Genomic DNA, 15,332 nt, shown 5'->3' with positions numbered 1-15,332 from the left:
TCCGCCCGAGGGCGGACCGCCGATGCGTCATTCGCTGCTGATGTCGGCATCCTCGCCGGCGCCGCCGGGCTGCCCGTCGCGGCCATACGAGATCACCGCGTAGTCGCCCTTGGTGCCGGGCACCTGGTAGACGTAGGGGTGGCCCCACGGATCGAGCGGCACTTCCTTCTTCAGGTACGGACCGTTCCACTTGTCCGCGCTGGCCGGGCGCACCACCAGCGACGTCAGCCCTTCCTCGGCGGTCGGGAACCGGCCGACGTCGAGCCGGAAGTTGTCGACCGCCTTGGTCAGCACGTCGATCTGCGCGCGGGCGACCGTCACCTGCGACTTGCCGAGCTGCGCGAAATAGCGCGGCCCGACGATCGCCGCCAGCATGCCGATGATGACCAGCACCACCAGCAGTTCGAGCAGCGTGAAGCCGCGTGCCGCGCGTCGCGCCTGCCGCGGGTGCCGCCGGTCCTGCACGTTGCGCGCCCGCGCGGCCCGCGCCGCCGTGATCCCTGCCATCCCGTCATTCATCGATCATCCTTCACGAAAATCTCGAAAAAGGAGGGGCGCCCGCGATCCGGGCGCCCGTCCTGTGCGGCATGCGCCGCTGCCGTCATCGGCCGCGCGGCATCAGTAGCCGATGCCGAGCACGACGTGCTCCGGATTCGGCACGTTCACGGTCGAGCTCTGGTTGTTCACGTCGTCGAACGAGAAGCCATAGTCGAGACCGCTGACGCCGTGGTCGTGCCAGAAGCGCGCGTACTCGTTGTACGGCGAAGCCGCGTAGTACGCCGACGGCACGTTCCACTTGGTCGCGTCGCCCATCACGTGGCGGTTGATCGCCGCGCAGATCTGCGCCTCGATCTGCTGCTGCGTGCCGTCGCCGTCGAGGAACACGCCGTTGCAGAGCAGCACGTCCTGCGTGGATGGCTTGTTCACGGCATAGGTGCTGCCCTGGAACTGGCCGTTGTGCTGGTCGACCTCGCCGAACACCAGTTGCGTGCCCGACGCGCGGCCGACGAACGCGCGCGCGCCCGCCACCACCGGCAGATCGTTCGAGGCGTAATACGTCCACATGTCGTTGACGTAGCCGTCGAAGTAGTTGCCGTTGGCCTTGCCGGCCGCGAACGAGTCGTGCGCCGGGGCCATGATGCGGAAGTTCGACGGCGCCGACGGCTGGAACGCCGCCGACACTTCGTGCGTGTACGCCTGGAACAGGTCGGCGCGGCGCTGCGTGATGCCGGTGCGCTGATGCACGGTGCCGTTCGCCGAGTAGACGTCTTCCGTGAGCGGGAAGCCGAACTCGTCGACCTGCGTCGTGTTGATCCAGAGGCCGTTGCTGCCGTAGGCGAACTCGTACCAGTCGAACGGGATGCCCAGGCTCGGGTCGGTGGCGTTGTTCGGATCGGGCGGGGCGAAGCCGATGTTGCCGGCCGCGTCCGTGTTGATCTTGATGAACAGCGGCGAGCCGAGCGACACGAAGATCCGGCCCGAGAACAGCGGCGGCAACTGCAGCGTCTTGCTCTGCGCGAGCGTGAAGAAGTAGTTGCTGTAGTTCTGCCCGTTCGGTGCCGTCAGGTGGTTCGGCGCATCGTTGTCGGCCACCGTCGCTGCCACGATCGTGCCGTCCGGCTTGAGCCACGCGAACTGGCCGGTGGCCGGATCGCGCGCGATCACGGCGACATACACCTGGGCATCCGAGTAGGTGCCCTGCGTGTTGTTCACCAGATCCACGCCGATCACGCCCGACTTGACGGTGTACTTCGGTACCGTCGTGTCGACCGTGAGCGTCGCCGTGCCCGAGGTGGTGACCGTGCCGTCCGGCCCGGTCACCGCCACGCTGTACACCTTGCCGCTGTCGGTGGCGACGGTGGCCGGCGTGTCATAGGTGCGGCTGGTCGCGCCGGCGATCGGCTGGCCGCCGAGCAGCCACTGGTACGTGTAGCCGGTGCCCGAGAGCATCACGGCGAAGTGGCCGTTCTGCCCCACCGGCACCGCCTGCGCGGCGGGCTGCTCGACGAACGGGCTCGGCGTCGGCTGCGGCTGGGTGGTACCCGTGCCGTTGCCGGTGCCGCTCGACGCGCGCGCCGGGTCGTTGTAGACCCCGAACTCGAACAGCGAGTAGCCGTAGCCCGACGCGCGCTGCTGCCCTTGCAGGCGGATGTAGCGTGCGGTGGTGTTGGGCAGCGGCAGGTCCTCGATGCCGCCCTTGCCGGCGCTTTGCGTGTAGACCGTGTTCGACCAGTCCACGTTGTCGTGCGAGGCCTGGATCAGGTACTGCTTGCCGTAGGCGTTCTCCCAGTTCAGCACCACGCGGTTGAACGCGGTTTCCTTGCCGAGATCGAGCGTGATCCAGGCATCGTCGGCGAAGTTCGACGACCAGCGCGTGTTGAGGTCGCCGTCGATCGCGTTCGAGGCCGGATAGCCGTTGTTCTCGAGCCCGCTGGCGCTCGCCTTCGCGCCCAGCGCCAGGTTCACCGCCCCCGCCGCCGAGCCGAACGCGACGTTCAGCGTGTGGGTGGTCAGCACGTTGTCGAACGTGTAGTGATCGACGATGCCCACGTCCTGGCCATCGACCTGCACGCCCGTCACCGCGGCGCCCGTGGCCGGCACGAACTGGTACGTCTGGCTGCCGCCCTGCAGCACCGAGGCGTTGCCGGCCGGCGCGAGCGTGCCGCTGCCCGTGCTGGTGGCCGTCAGCGTGAACTTCGGCGTGTTCGCGGTGTTGTACACCTCGAACTCGAACAGCGAGTAGCCGTACTGCGTGGAGCGCTTGGTGCCGTACATGCGCACGTAGCGCGCCTGCACCGGCGCCGGGAACAGCAGGTCCTCGTTGCCGCCCGTGTCGCCCGTTTTGGTCACCGCGTCGTTCCACTGCTGGTTGTCCGTCGAGGTCTGGATCTTGTAGTCCACCCCGTACGAATCCTGCCAGCGCAGCACCACGCGATCGACGGTCTGCACCGAGCCGAGATCGACCTCGAGCCACTGCGGATCGGAGAACGCCGACGACCAGCGCGAGTTGGTGCTGCCGTCGGTGGCGTTGGCCGGGCCGAAGCCGTCGTTCTCGTTGCCGCTGGAGGTGGTCGGCTTGCCGAGCGCCAGGTTCGCGCTCGGCGTGGTCGGCTGGGTGGTGCCGCCACCGTTGTTGCCGGTGCCGCCATTGCCGCCATTGCCGCCATTGCCGCCCGTGTTGCCGTTGCCGCCGTTACCCCCGGTGCCGCCGTTGCCGCCGGTGCCGGTGCTCGCGGCCACCACGGTCAGCGCCGCCTGCGCGCTGCTCACGGTGCCGCCCGCGTTGCTGACGTTGACCGTGTAGATCGCGCCGTTGTCGCCCGCCACCGTGAGGGCCGGCGTGGTGTACGACGGGATCGTGGTGATCGCGACCAGCGTGCCGTTGCGCATCCACTCGTAGTCGAGCGGACCGGTGCCGGTAACGGCCACCGTGAACTTCGCGCTCTGCCCTTCGCTGGCGGTGAGCGCCGCGGGCTGCGCGGTGATCACGGGCGCCGGCACGGTCGGGCCGGAGACGCACATCACCCAGGCCGGCGTGTTGTTGATGATGCCCGGCCAGGACTTGCCCGACGAATCGACGAGCCACGCGTTGTTCGCGAGGTTCGGCACCGGCGTGGTGGTCCAGGTGCGCCACGGCGACGGGAACGCGCACGAGGCGTAGTTCGCGCGCGCCACGGTGAGCGCCTCGTTCAGCGTCGGCACGCGCATGCCGATCGACTGGCAGTACTGTTCGGCGATCTGCTGCGTGAACTGCGCGCCGTCGGCCGCGAAGGTGGTGTACGTCTGCTGCCAGGTCAGGCCGCTGACGTTGTCCTTCACGGTCGGGATGAACGGGCCGTCCGGCAGGCCCGGGATGGTCGAATGCCAGGTGCCGGCCTGCGCCGGGATCGGCGTGAAGCGCTCGGTCTCGGCGCCGCACTGCGGCGCGTCGAGCACCTGGAACTCGAACAGCGAGTAGCCGTACTGCGTGGCGCGCTTGGTGCCCAGCATGCGGATGTAGCGCGCCGAGGTGCTCGCGAAGAAGCGCGTCTCGGTGCCGCCCGCGCCCGTGACCGGTGCCGTGGTGTTGCCGGCGCCGTCGGGCTGGCCGTTCGGGAACACGGTGGTCCAGGTCTTCTCGTCGTTCGAGACCTGGATGTCGTATTCCGAGGCGTAGGCGTTTTCCCACACCAGCACGACCTTGTCGAAGGTCTTCACCGAGCCGAGGTCGACCTCGAGCCACGACGGATCGATTTCCGGCGCCGACGACCAGCGCGTGCCGATCGAGCCGTCGATCGCGTTGGCCGCAACGAGGCCGCCGTTCTGGTCGCTGCTCGACTTGGCGATGCCGCCCAGCGCGAGATTCGACGCGTCGGTGCCGCTCACGTCGAGCGTCGCGGTGCGGCTCGTGACGCTGCCGGCGCTGTTGGTGATGGTCACCGCGTAGCTGCCCGCGTCGCTCGACTGCGCCTGCGTGATCAGGTAGCTGGCGGAGTTGTCGCCGACCGGCAGGCCGTTGTGGGTCCACTGGTAGCTGAGCGGGTTCGAGCCGTTCGCGCTGATGCTGAACGTCACGCTCTGGCCGAACGGCACGCTCTGGTCGGTCAGGTCCGAGACGATCACGGGCGGCGTGGCCACGTTCACGGTCAGCTTCACCGCCGTGGACGTGATGCTGCCCGCGCTGTTGGTGATCGTGACGCTGTACAGCGTGCCGCTGTCGGTCACGGCCATCACCGGCGTGTCGTAGACGGGCGAGGTGGCCCCGTCGATCGGCGCGCCGTTCTTGAGCCACTGGTACGACAGCACCGGCGAGCCCGAGGCCTGCACCGTGAACTCGGCGCTCTGGCCCGCGGTGATGTTCTTCGCGAGCGGCGCCGTGACGATCTGCGGCGCGGCCGGCTGCACCAGCGTGACCACCGCGTTGCGCGAGCTGACGTGGCCGATCGTGTTGCTGACTTCCACGCTGAAGGTCGCGTTGTTGTCGCCCTGCTGCAGCGCCGGCGTGGTGTAGCTGTAGCTCGTCGCGCCCGAAATCGGCGTGCCGTTCTTCAGCCACTGGTACGAGATCGGCGTGGCGCCGGCCGTCAGCACCGTGAAGGTGCCGGTCTGGCCGAGCGTGACGACCTGGTCGGCCGGCTGCGTGACGATCTGCGGTGCCTGCTGGTCCTGCTGGCCGACGGTGGTGCCGGTGCCGTTGAAGCCCTGCGCGTCGACGGCCGGCACCACGTTGAACGAGGCGTTGGCGCTGCCGAGGTTCGGCGAGCTGACCGTCACCTGCACGGTGCCCGTGGCGAACTGGGTGCGCACCGCGATCTTTGCCATGCCGCCTTCGGCGGACAGGTTCGGATCGCCCGGCGCGTGCCAGCCCTGCGGCTGGTTGTCGTTCACGTAGTGGTCCGAGCCGCCGCGATAGGTGCCCGGGCCGCTGACGCTGAAGGTCAGCGTCTGGGCCGCGTCCGGCACCAGGTTGCCCTGCGCGTCGACCACCTTGGCCGTCAGCGTGGCCGCGTCGGTGCCGTTGGCGGTGAGCTGGAACTGGTCGCCGTCCGGCTTGGTGATCTGCGGATCGACCGTCAGCACCAGATGGTCGGCGGGGCCGGCCGTCACCAGCGTGTCGGTGGCGGCGACCTGCAGGTTCTCGTTCAGGCACTCGGCCACCAGCGTGCCCGGCTGGAACGTGATGTTGTCCCAGTGGACCTGGCCCGGCAGCAGCGTGGTGTTCTGCGTGATGTCCGCGGACGGATCCGAGTTCACCGCGTTCGGCGCCTGCGCGCCGCCGATCAGCTGGCCGTTCAGGCGCAGCTGCACCGACGGGCAGTTGCTGAACGCGTTCACGCGCACCGTGCCCGAGCGGTTCCAGGTATGTGCGAGCTTGACCACCGGCTTGATCTGGTACGGCGTCCAGATCGCCTCGTAGATGTAGTAGATCAGGCGCGGCAGGCGGTTCCAGTCCATCATCGACGCGCCGTTCGAACGCACTTCGTTGTTCGGCGTGCCGTCGGTCTGGGTGTTGATTTCGCCCGGCGTGTCGGCCAGATACCAGTGCGCGATGCCGAACGACTTGCCGGCGACGCTATGCACCCAGTCGCGGATGTAGGACGCCGCGAACTGGATCTCGAAGTCGTACTTCCAGCGGCCGAGACCGTCGCCCCAGTACTCGGAGCCGTAGGCCGGCGAGTTCGGGTAGGTCTGCTTGACGTTGATGTCGCAACCCTGGCCGCTGCAGCCGAGGATGTCGCCGTTGGCCGGATCCGGCGTGCGGTCGGCCTGGGCGCGCGTGTTGACCGGGTCCCACTGACGCGAGATCTGCTTCAACTGCTGCGCGATGCCCTCGTCCATCTTGCCGTTGTTCGCCTCCCACGCGAGCACCGACGGATGGTTGCGGTCATGGATGATCATGTCGCGATGCAGCTCTTCCTTCAGCGTGACGTTGTCCTGCGTCACGCAGTTGCCCTGGCCGGCCGAGGTGCAGAGCGCGCTGAAGCCGTTCTCGCCGTCGCCGCTGGGCTGCAGCATCATGATGCCGTACTCGTCGGCGGCGTCGAGCCACTCGCGGCCCTGGCTCGAATGGCCGGGGCGATACGAGCTGCCGCCCGCCTGCGCGAGCAGCGAGAGATCCTGCCATTGCAGGTCCGGCGGCACGGCCGAGCCGAGCGCCGGGTAGTCGTAGCGGCCCGAGGCACCCCACAGGAAGTGCTCGTGGCCGTTGATCACGGGCAGGTTGCGGTCCCAGGTGATGGTGCGGATGCCGAGCGGGCTCTCCTTGGTGTCCACCACCACGCCGTTCATGCTGACCGAGTGGATCACGCGGTACATGTACGGATGGCCGAACGTGCTGTTGTTCGGATACCAGAGCGTCGGGTTGTTCACCGTCAGCACCTGGTCGAACAGCGTCGGATTGAGCGGCCCCGAGCTGTTGGCCGGGATCGTCCTGCTGTCCTGCGCGGTGGCCACGACGTTGCCGGCCGCGTCGACGATCTGCGTCGTCAGCGTGACCGGCTGGCTCGACGAATACTCGTTGAGCACGTTGGTCTGCACGCGGATGGTGGCCGAGGCGTCGTTGGCCGACACCGTCGACACGTAGGTGCCCCAGGTGTTCAGCACCGCGTAGATGTTCTCGGGAATGTGGACGCGGTCGGTGATGTGCATCCACACCGGCCGGAACAGGCCCGTGTCGTCCTGGCCGAAGCGGAACGCGCCGGAGAAGCTCGGCGATTCGAAGAACTTGTCGCCGCGCGAGACCTTCACCGCCAGCACGTTGTCGACCGGATTGCCGTTGGCGTCCTTGAACTGGACGTAGGGCGTGATGTCGACGATGAACGGGATGAAGCCGATCACGTGCGTGGCCTGCGAGTTCGCCTGCACCTGGCTGTTGCCCGGGATGAAGTGGCCGTTGATGTAGACCTGCACGCCGGTATGCGCGCCTTCGAACTCGACCAGGATCTTGCGGTTCAGCTGATCCGGCCCATACGACGGATCGAGCGTGAAGTGCTTGCGATACCAGTTGGTGTTGCCGGTCAGCTGGCCCTGGCCGCCGCCCGACTCGAGATTGATGAAGGTGTCGTTGTCGGCGGGCGTCTGCGGCACGCCGATCGACTGCCACTTCGAATCGTCGAACGACGGCTGCATCGAATTCGGGTTGTCGACGTCCTTGATGTATTTCCACGGCGTCGCACCCAGATTGATCCGGATGTGATTGCTTGGCGGCAGCTTGACGGCCGCTCGCGCATGCACCGCGGAGAGCAGGAATAGCCCCCATAACAGGAGCAACAAGCCCGCACCCTGCCAGGCTGAATGCCTAACATTCTTGCGCATGTTGAGTTTCCCCAGTTTTTTCCGTTTTGCGTATGTCTTGCACCCGGGCCGCCCGAACCGGGCGCGCCCCCCCATGTGCCGGGCGCGCGCGAACGCCCGGGCCGATCGACCCGCACGCCACCGCGCACCCTTTCCCCATTACCCCGTTACCCCGCCTCGCTACCCGTCGACCGTTCATCACGGACGGATGGCAAACGTTTTCGTCGCCAAATAGGGGATGACCCTCATCTGGCATCAGCAGGGGATAACGGCCTCAATCTCCCAAATTAGGTAGGTGTAAACCCTTGCAACCCTAAAATACCCGGCAATCGGGCCAAACGTTTGCGGATTCGTGTCACGTGCATGACGTTTCGCTTTCGAATGACCAACGGGAAACCGGATGCGCACCTGGCTGGTGCGCGATCCATCAAGCCGGAACGGGCGAGGTGAGGCCGTTACCACGCTCGCGCGCCGGCCCGCGCGGGTGCGCGACGGCACCCGCGACCGGTCGGTGGCGAGGTGAAACTTGCCTTGGCAGCCGTTGCTGGCGTTCTCGTTTTGTTTTGCGGCGAGGCTGTGGTGTGAAGCGTCGGTGGTTGATGGTTCGTCCCGACGCGAGCCGTTCGCATGCACCCCGTGAACGTAATCCCCTGTTGGCGTGGCCAGGCAGGTCGGAGCGTCTCATGAAGCGCGAAGCCGCGCGCGCGGCCGATGCGAACCCTTCCGCATCGGCGCGAAGCGAACCGGCGGCATGACGCGCGGCCGCGCCATGCCCCGCAACGGCCGGCCGCGCCGTTACGGAAAAGTGGCGACGCGGCGCGCCGATCGGCTCGAACCCGAAACAATCGGCCGGCGCTAGTCGACGCCGGAATCGAAGGTGAGAATCAACAAGCCGTAATAGCTTTCTCCGCGCCGCATCCGGCCGGTCGTACCGGCCGAGGTGCGAAACGTCAGGCGTGCCTGCCGGATGCCGCTGCCCTGCGCTGAAACCGGCGTGAACACGCGCGGCGCCTGGGTCAGACGGCTGTCGATGGCCTGGCGGCCCGTGTCGTCCGTCAGGCCGGCATCGGTCAGCAGCACGTCGACGCCCAGCGCAGGGCTGGTGTCGTTCTGCGCGATGCCGCACCCGTCGCCGACCGGGTAGGCGCAGGCCATGCTGATCGACACCGGCCCGCGCGTGCCGAAATCGAACCAGGTGCTGCCCGTCAATACGGGCGGCATCTCGCTCTGCCAGGCGAGCCAGCCGCCCATCGGCTCCATCTCGACGGTGAGGGCGTTCCAGTTGCCGTCCCTCAGGAAGTGGACGTACATGTCCGGCTCGACCGACACCACGAAATGCAGCATGACATCGTCGGTGTTGCCCTGGAAATTCCGGCCGAAATCGAGGTTGTTACCCGGGCCGAACCGATAGAGGTAGCTGCCCCGATAGATGCCGGGACGCCACGTCCACGGCTGATCGAGCGTGAGCCGATAGCTGAAGCTGACGTCGCCGATTTCCACCGAATCGAGGCCCGGTTGCGGCGGCCCGTAGTAGACGCAATATCCGCTGCTCGCGCTTTTGAACATCGCGTAGAACGGCGACTGCCCCCACGCGGTGCCGCCCATGAAGTCGCAGCCCGAATGCCCGATCGAGGCGGTCGGCGACGCCGGAAACCGGTTGGCGGACAGGCCGATCGACGTCACCTCGAAGTTGAGCGAACGCGTGAAGCCGGCATCGTCCGCCACCGTGATGAAGGTAAACGACGGGACGTTGAAGCCAATATAGAAACGGTCCTCGAACGGGGCCCGCGGGTCCTTCGACAGCAGCTTCACGCCGAGATGGCCGCCGGCGTTGCCGGCCCACGGAAACAGCAGGCTGAAGCTGCCCGGCGGGCACGCTTGCGGATGATCGACGCACATGCCGCTCTGCGGCGTCGTGTTGGTGAGATGGCCGTTCGTTTGCGCAAGGTTGCCGCGGTAGCTCGCGCTGATCGTCAGGTCGGACGCCTCGGCGTGGCGCGTACCCGTGCCGGTCAGGATCAACAGCGCCGTCAAGCCGGCCAGATATCGCTTCATCGACATGTCAGGTCTCCCAGCACGGCCACCCCGCTCGCGTCGGGCCGCACGATCCGGTGGCGCAGGTCGACGTGGCAGACATCGCGCCCGCCGTCGAAGATCTCGATGGTGGGCTGCTGCCGGCTCACCTCCATCGTGAACACGCCGTCGCTTTCCGGCCAGGCCTGGCCGGCGTGATTGACGATGCGGATGCCGGTGCGCGGCCGGCCGTTCGCATCGACGACGCGCCCCACCACCGTGATGGTGCGGATCGCGTCGAGCTTGCGATGCACCACCCCGCCCGGATACAGCTGCACCGACATCGATTCGGGCCGGAAACGCACCCCGCCCGTCTTGCCGTCGAGCTGGTCGAAGCTCAGGTGGGCGGTGCGATACGGATCGACCGCCACCAGGTTGCGCCCCGCATGCAGCGTCACGAACTGCCCGTCGCTCATGCGCGCCACCAGGCCGGCGGGCAGCGCGGCACCATCGGCGCCGACGTCGAGCACCACCGCCGAGCGCGCGGCGCCGAGGTCCGAGGCCGCCTCGCCGATCGCCCAGCCGCCGATCGCCGTGGTGCTGCGCAGGTTCAGGCCCAGCGAGGCGTCGCCGCTGCCGGTCGCGTACTGCACGTAGCCGTCGCCGCTAAGGTGACGCGCCGAGAAGCGCGCCGACGCCGTGGCCGAGCTGCCGCCGCGCGCATAGTTGCCGGCGACGTCGATCGACTGCACGGCGCCGTGCGCGAAGTTGTGCTGGTAGCCGAGGTTGACCGAGCGGTCGAGACCGGCCGCCGTGCGGCCCGCGCCCGTGCTGACGTTGAACTGGTCGCTGCCGCGCCCGAACGTGCCGGTCAGGCCGATCATCACGCCGTGCTCGCGCTGGCGGATGTCGTGGCCGCTCCACGCGGCCGGCCGGTCGTACAGGCTCACGAACGCCTGGATCTGCGTGCCGCCGTGGGTCACGAGATCGCGATAGAACGACAGGTCGATGGTGTGCTGGGCATGGACGTGATCGAACCGCAGGCTCGTGCTCAGGCGGTTGTGCTCGTTGACCTGCCACGAGCCGACCACGCTGCTGTAGCGCGAGATGTCGGTGTAGACCGGCAGCGGGCTGCCGTCGTAGGTCCGCACGCGGCGGCTGTACTTGACCTGCGCGTAGCGGTGCGTGACGGCCAGGCTCGCGGTGCCCGCGCGCAGCGTGCCCTGGACCTCGAAGCCCGAGCCGCGCCGCGACGAATAATAGGGATTCACGTAAAGCCGCGCGCTGTCGTTGAACTGGTAGTCGACGAACAGGCCCACCGGCGTGTCGTCGCCCTGGTAGGACACCGTCACGCCGCCGCGCAGCCGTGGCGTGAGCAGGTAGCCGAGCTGCGCGCCGCCGGCCCAGTCGCCCCGCCCGGTGTCGTCGAACGCACCGTCCCACGGCGCGAAGCGGCGCCCGCCGTAGACGCGAAACCGCCAGCGGCTGCGGCCGTTCCAGTTGGTCGGCTTGTAGATGCTCTCCGGCATGCTCGACACCAGCTGGTTGCCCTCGTAGAGCCGCACCTCCACCGTGTAGATGCCGTTCGGCAGATCCTCGGTGGGCAGTTCGGTGACGCCGGGCTGCACCACCCGCGTGGCCAGCATCCGGCCGTCCTTGTAGATCTCGACGCGGCCGGCGCGGTTCGCGTTGACGGTCAGCGGGATCATGCTGGCGTGCCGGTCGGAGCGCAGCAGCGTGTCCGACGAGCCGATCGAGAAGCCCGCGATGGTGTCCGCGCCGGCGTAGGGCAGCGGCGCGAGGTTGCCCTGGTCGGTCGAATTGTCGGGCGCGAAAATCCCGGCGCGCGCGTAGTAGCCGTGGAACTCGCGCTGCAGGTAGGCGTCGTTCAGGTACTTGCGCCACTGGTCGCCGCCGAAGCCGCCGAACGAGCGGTAGTGTTCGTAGATCACCTGCAGGTCCGAGTAGGCGGTCCAGCTGCCGAGGTTGGAAGAGATCGACAGATCGTAGTTGAGGCTGCTCGCCCCGCCGCCCGGATCGCTCACGAGCGACAGGCCGTGCGAGAGCACCGCGCCGCCGCTGCCGCGCGCCGGGGGCGTGAGATAGGTGGCGCTGGCGGCATCGGCGGCGCCGCGGTCCGTGAACAGGGCGAGCTTCGAATCCGCGAGGCCGAACGCGCTGCGCACGATGCCGGCGCGGCAGTCGAGCCCCGAGCAGGTACCGAGCGTGAGGCCGCGGCGCAGCACGGCCTCGTACTCGTTGCGCCGCTCGAGCGGGATCGTGCTCTCGGCGCCCGCCATCATCTGCGTGAGCGTGACGCGATCGTGGCGATCCAGCACCACCATCGCGTCGGCCAGGTAGCGACCGTCGACCTCTACCCGGACGGCCAGCGGCGCGTCATAGATCGCGCTCGCGAAACCGTCGGGCAGATCGTTCATGTAGCGCGTCGGCTGAAGCTCCATGTGTCCGGCGAAGCTGCGCGCGGCTGAAAATGCAAGCAGGGCGCCGCAGGCAAGGCGATGGAGGCGGATCGGCACGAGGTCGGTCTGGAGCGCGGATCATGAACGGCGGGGGGACATTACTGCGCCGGCGCCGGCTGGAAGTCGAACACGAGCGCGGCCGTGCCCTGATAGGACTGGCCCGGATTCAGCTTCGCGTCGTCCTGCACGTGCAGCGTCAGCGCGCCGTCCACTTCCGCGCCGGCCTTGTCGTTGTAGATCTGCTGCCCGGTCGTGCTCAGCACGACCGGCTTCGTCAGCGCGCTGCCGCTGATCGAGGCCTGCACGGGCAGATCGTCGGTGGCCACGCCGTCGCTGAGCACGATCGGGTACGAGAGGCTGGCCAGAATCACGCCCCCGGCGCCGGGGCCCGTGCCCATGTTGTTGCGCATGCGCAGGCCGATCACGGGCGGGTTGCGCAGCTTCTGCGTGTTCTGGTCGTAGACGAAGTCCACCGCATCGGCCGGCCAACCGCCCACCGCCTTCACGTAGGACGTGCCGGACGGCACCGTGGCGCGCAGCTGGATGTTCTGCTGCACCGTGTCGGCGTGCGCGATGCCGACTGCGGCGACGGACGCGGCGACCAGGGACTGGAAAGCGAGCTTGCTAAGCATGACTGAATACCTCTTGGATTGACGAATACGGCCGTCATGGAACGACCGAGTGGCACTGACGTTTCAGTCAGCGGGAAAACGAAAACGGACGAATCGGGGGGGCGCGCGAAGCCGGTGGCGCGACCGGGCGCGGCAGGCTAGAAATCGAAGTGCTGGTGGCGCGTATGCCGGCCTTCCTCGAGATCGAACGCGACCGACCGGACATCCTGCTTCTTCACCGTCAGCGTGCGACCCGGCAGGATGAAGTGGCGCGACGGCTCGTCGCCCGCCTGGTTGCGGGCGCTCACGCGGTAGTTGTCGAGCACCACGGTGGTGTTGCCGCGATTGACGATGCGCAGCGCGTCCGGCGTGTCGTCGAAGCGCGTGTCGTAGTGCTCGTGGCTCGGGCGCACGAACACGATCTCGCCATAGCCGATCAGCACCTTGATGCCGGCGCGGGCGGCCCGGCGTTCGACCTCCGGCGACACGTCGAAGCCGGCCTTGCGCGACGGCTGGACCGGCAGGTAGCGCACGCGGAAGTACTGCTCGACCTCGCGCTTGCCGACATAGAGGATGCGGGTGCTGCGCGTGCCCTGCGGCGGCACGATCAGCCGGTTGGGACTGACGATCAGGCGGTCCTCGAGCGCGCCGTCGCCCGGCTGCGGCGACTCGTGAAGGTGGTCGTCGGCATCGAAGGCGATGCGCTTGATCTCGACGACGACGAAGCCGGTCTCGTCGCCGTCGTTGCGGATCGGTTTCATGATCGAGGAGGTGTCGCCGGGCAGGTAGTCGTACAGGCCGCCGACGTTGAGTTTCGGTCCGGACGGCGCGGGCCCGGGTGCGGCGGACTGGGCGGGATCGACGGCGGACGCGGCGGGATCGGCGAGCGGCGCGGATGCCGCGGGCTCGGTGGTTGCCGCGTGCGCGGCCATGCCGATGGCCAGCAGCGTCATGGCCGCGCCTCGGACCCCGTATCGCCGGCTCCCGCCGGACCGGAAAATCCGCCACGCCGCATGCATCCCCCGCCGTTTCCCGTGTGCTTTCGCATTCAATTGACTTGTCCTCGAACCCTTGACCTTGATGCGCGTCGCGCTCTGGCTACGGGGTATCGCCTCGTTTTCAGACAACCGGCCGGTTTTTATTTGCGTACCCCGAACACCAACCTGATCGAAACGCGAAGAACTATCGTTCATTGCTCCCCTTCGAGCCATCGTAAAACTACGAAACCGCCCGCCACCGCACGATCAATTTCGTCACAGCGAACTGCGTCGCCCCTTCCAACGGCGGGAAAACACCGAGTTGCACCGGCCTGATCCGTGGTTGACTATATCGATACACTAAATCGATACAGTCGCTGCGTGGCCGTCGCGACGACTCACGACATCCACTCGCGCCAGGCGCGGCACCCAGGAGACACCACACCATGCAGTCGATTTCGAGAAGACGCTTCCTCCAGACCGCCTCGGCGGCCTCGCTCGCCACGGCGGGCCTCGGCCTCGCGGGCCTCGCACGCGCCGACGCGCCGGTCGCGCTGCGGCTGTCCTCGTCGATGCCGGCCAACGAGAACGCCGCGCACTACGTCTGGTACCAGGATCTGGCCGCGAACCTGAAGGCGAGCGTCGGCGACCGGATCCGCATCGACTTCTTCCCGAACAACCAGCTCGGCAAGGAAAGCGACGTGGTCCAGCAGGTCAAGGTGGGCGCCGTGGACATGATGGTGGCGGGCTCGTCGATCTGGGCCACCGCGCTGCCCGAGCTCGGCATGCTCGATCTCGGCTACCTGTTCGACGGTTTCGACCACGTCGGCCGCGCCATGGACGGCCCGGTCGGCGCGAGCTTCGACAAGCTGCTGCAGCAGCGCGCGGGCTGCTCGATCATCACCTGGGGCTACTCGTTCGGCGGGCGCAACGTGTTCACCAAGAAGCCGGTCCACTCGCTGGCCGAGCTCAAGGGCATGAAGCTGCGCGTGCTGCCCACGCCGGCCTTCATGGACACGTTCCGGCTGATGGGCGCGGTACCCACCCCGATTCCGGTCGGTGAGCTCTACATGGCCGCGCAGACCGGCGTGGTGGACGGCTTCGAGCACGACTGCGCGACCGTGCTGGCGAGCAAGTTCGACGAGGTGGTGAAGTCGTGCTGGCAGACCCAGCACGTGTTCAGCCCGATCGTCGTGACGATGGGCCGCCGCGCCCTGGCGAAGCTCCCGGCGGACCTGCGCGGCCCGTTCCAGGCGGCCGTGCAGGACGCCACCCGCAAGCAGCGCCAGACCGCGATCCAGACCGCCGCGAACGCCGAACAGGAGCTGAGGAAGCGCGGCATGAGCTTCGCGCCGATGTCGGCGGCCGACCGCGACGCGGTGCGCCGCGAGATGCAGGCGAAGCTCTACGCGAGCTTCGCGAAGCAGTATCCGGCCACCGCGCCGCTGTTCCCGGCGATCGTCGCCGCGCGGGGCTGA

Annotated in this window: 7 protein-coding genes; 1 reads left to right on the top strand and 6 read right to left on the bottom strand. The window is 67.9% G+C overall.

Features of this window, described 5'->3' with window-relative positions; all coding sequences use genetic code 11:
- Nucleotides 1–27: 27 nt before the first annotated feature.
- The 6 genes from gspG to bpln_RS00555 form a co-directional block, all read right to left on the bottom strand.
- Nucleotides 28–507, bottom strand: coding sequence for a type II secretion system major pseudopilin GspG (gene gspG / locus bpln_RS00580; protein WP_055137866.1), 480 nt, complete (start codon nt 505–507; stop codon nt 28–30).
- Between the two features lie 111 nt (nt 508–618).
- On the bottom strand, nt 619–7,752 hold the full coding sequence (locus tag bpln_RS00575) for a discoidin domain-containing protein (protein WP_244131972.1): 7,134 nt from the start codon (nt 7,750–7,752) through the stop codon (nt 619–621).
- 876 nt (nt 7,753–8,628) lie between these two features.
- The gene (locus bpln_RS00570; protein ID WP_148653918.1) at nt 8,629–9,834 is read right to left on the bottom strand and encodes a hypothetical protein; all 1,206 of its coding nucleotides are present in this window, start codon (nt 9,832–9,834) and stop codon (nt 8,629–8,631) included.
- Nucleotides 9,825–12,224, bottom strand: a complete 2,400-nt coding sequence (locus tag bpln_RS00565) for a TcfC E-set like domain-containing protein (protein ID WP_148653917.1) — start codon at nt 12,222–12,224, stop codon at nt 9,825–9,827. The genes bpln_RS00570 and bpln_RS00565 overlap by 10 nt, the downstream gene beginning before the upstream one ends.
- A gap of 140 nt (nt 12,225–12,364) precedes the next feature.
- A complete protein-coding gene (locus bpln_RS00560) occupies nt 12,365–12,898 on the bottom strand; it encodes a CS1 type fimbrial major subunit (protein ID WP_055137862.1) in 534 nt (177 codons plus the stop codon).
- Nucleotides 12,899–13,035: 137 nt separating this feature from the next.
- Nucleotides 13,036–13,830 carry a hypothetical protein gene (locus tag bpln_RS00555; RefSeq protein ID WP_055137861.1) on the bottom strand — a complete coding sequence of 265 codons (795 nt, stop codon included), beginning with the start codon at nt 13,828–13,830 and terminating at the stop codon, nt 13,036–13,038.
- A gap of 470 nt (nt 13,831–14,300) precedes the next feature.
- Here bpln_RS00555 and bpln_RS00550 point away from each other — a divergent pair, with 470 nt between their 5' ends.
- Complete coding sequence (locus tag bpln_RS00550) at nt 14,301–15,332, top strand: TRAP transporter substrate-binding protein (protein WP_055137860.1); 1,032 nt, start codon at nt 14,301–14,303, stop codon at nt 15,330–15,332.

Source organism: Burkholderia plantarii, assembly GCF_001411805.1.
In the GTDB taxonomy this organism is placed as follows: Bacteria; Pseudomonadota; Gammaproteobacteria; order Burkholderiales; family Burkholderiaceae; genus Burkholderia; species Burkholderia plantarii.
The sequence above is the reverse complement of the archived record's forward strand: the minus strand, read 5'-3'. Positions and strand labels throughout refer to the sequence as shown.

Excerpts from the sequence above, each read along its gene's own strand:
- bpln_RS00565 (WP_148653917.1), bottom strand. The coding sequence starts at position 12,224 with ATGAACGATCTGCCCGACGGTTTCGCGAGCGCGATCTATGACGCGCCG.
- bpln_RS00555 (WP_055137861.1), bottom strand. The coding sequence starts at position 13,830 with ATGACGCTGCTGGCCATCGGCATGGCCGCGCACGCGGCAACCACCGAG.
- gspG (WP_055137866.1), bottom strand. The coding sequence starts at position 507 with ATGGCAGGGATCACGGCGGCGCGGGCCGCGCGGGCGCGCAACGTGCAG.
- bpln_RS00570 (WP_148653918.1), bottom strand. The coding sequence starts at position 9,834 with ATGTCGATGAAGCGATATCTGGCCGGCTTGACGGCGCTGTTGATCCTG.
- bpln_RS00550 (WP_055137860.1), top strand. The coding sequence starts at position 14,301 with ATGCAGTCGATTTCGAGAAGACGCTTCCTCCAGACCGCCTCGGCGGCC.
- bpln_RS00560 (WP_055137862.1), bottom strand. The coding sequence starts at position 12,898 with ATGCTTAGCAAGCTCGCTTTCCAGTCCCTGGTCGCCGCGTCCGTCGCC.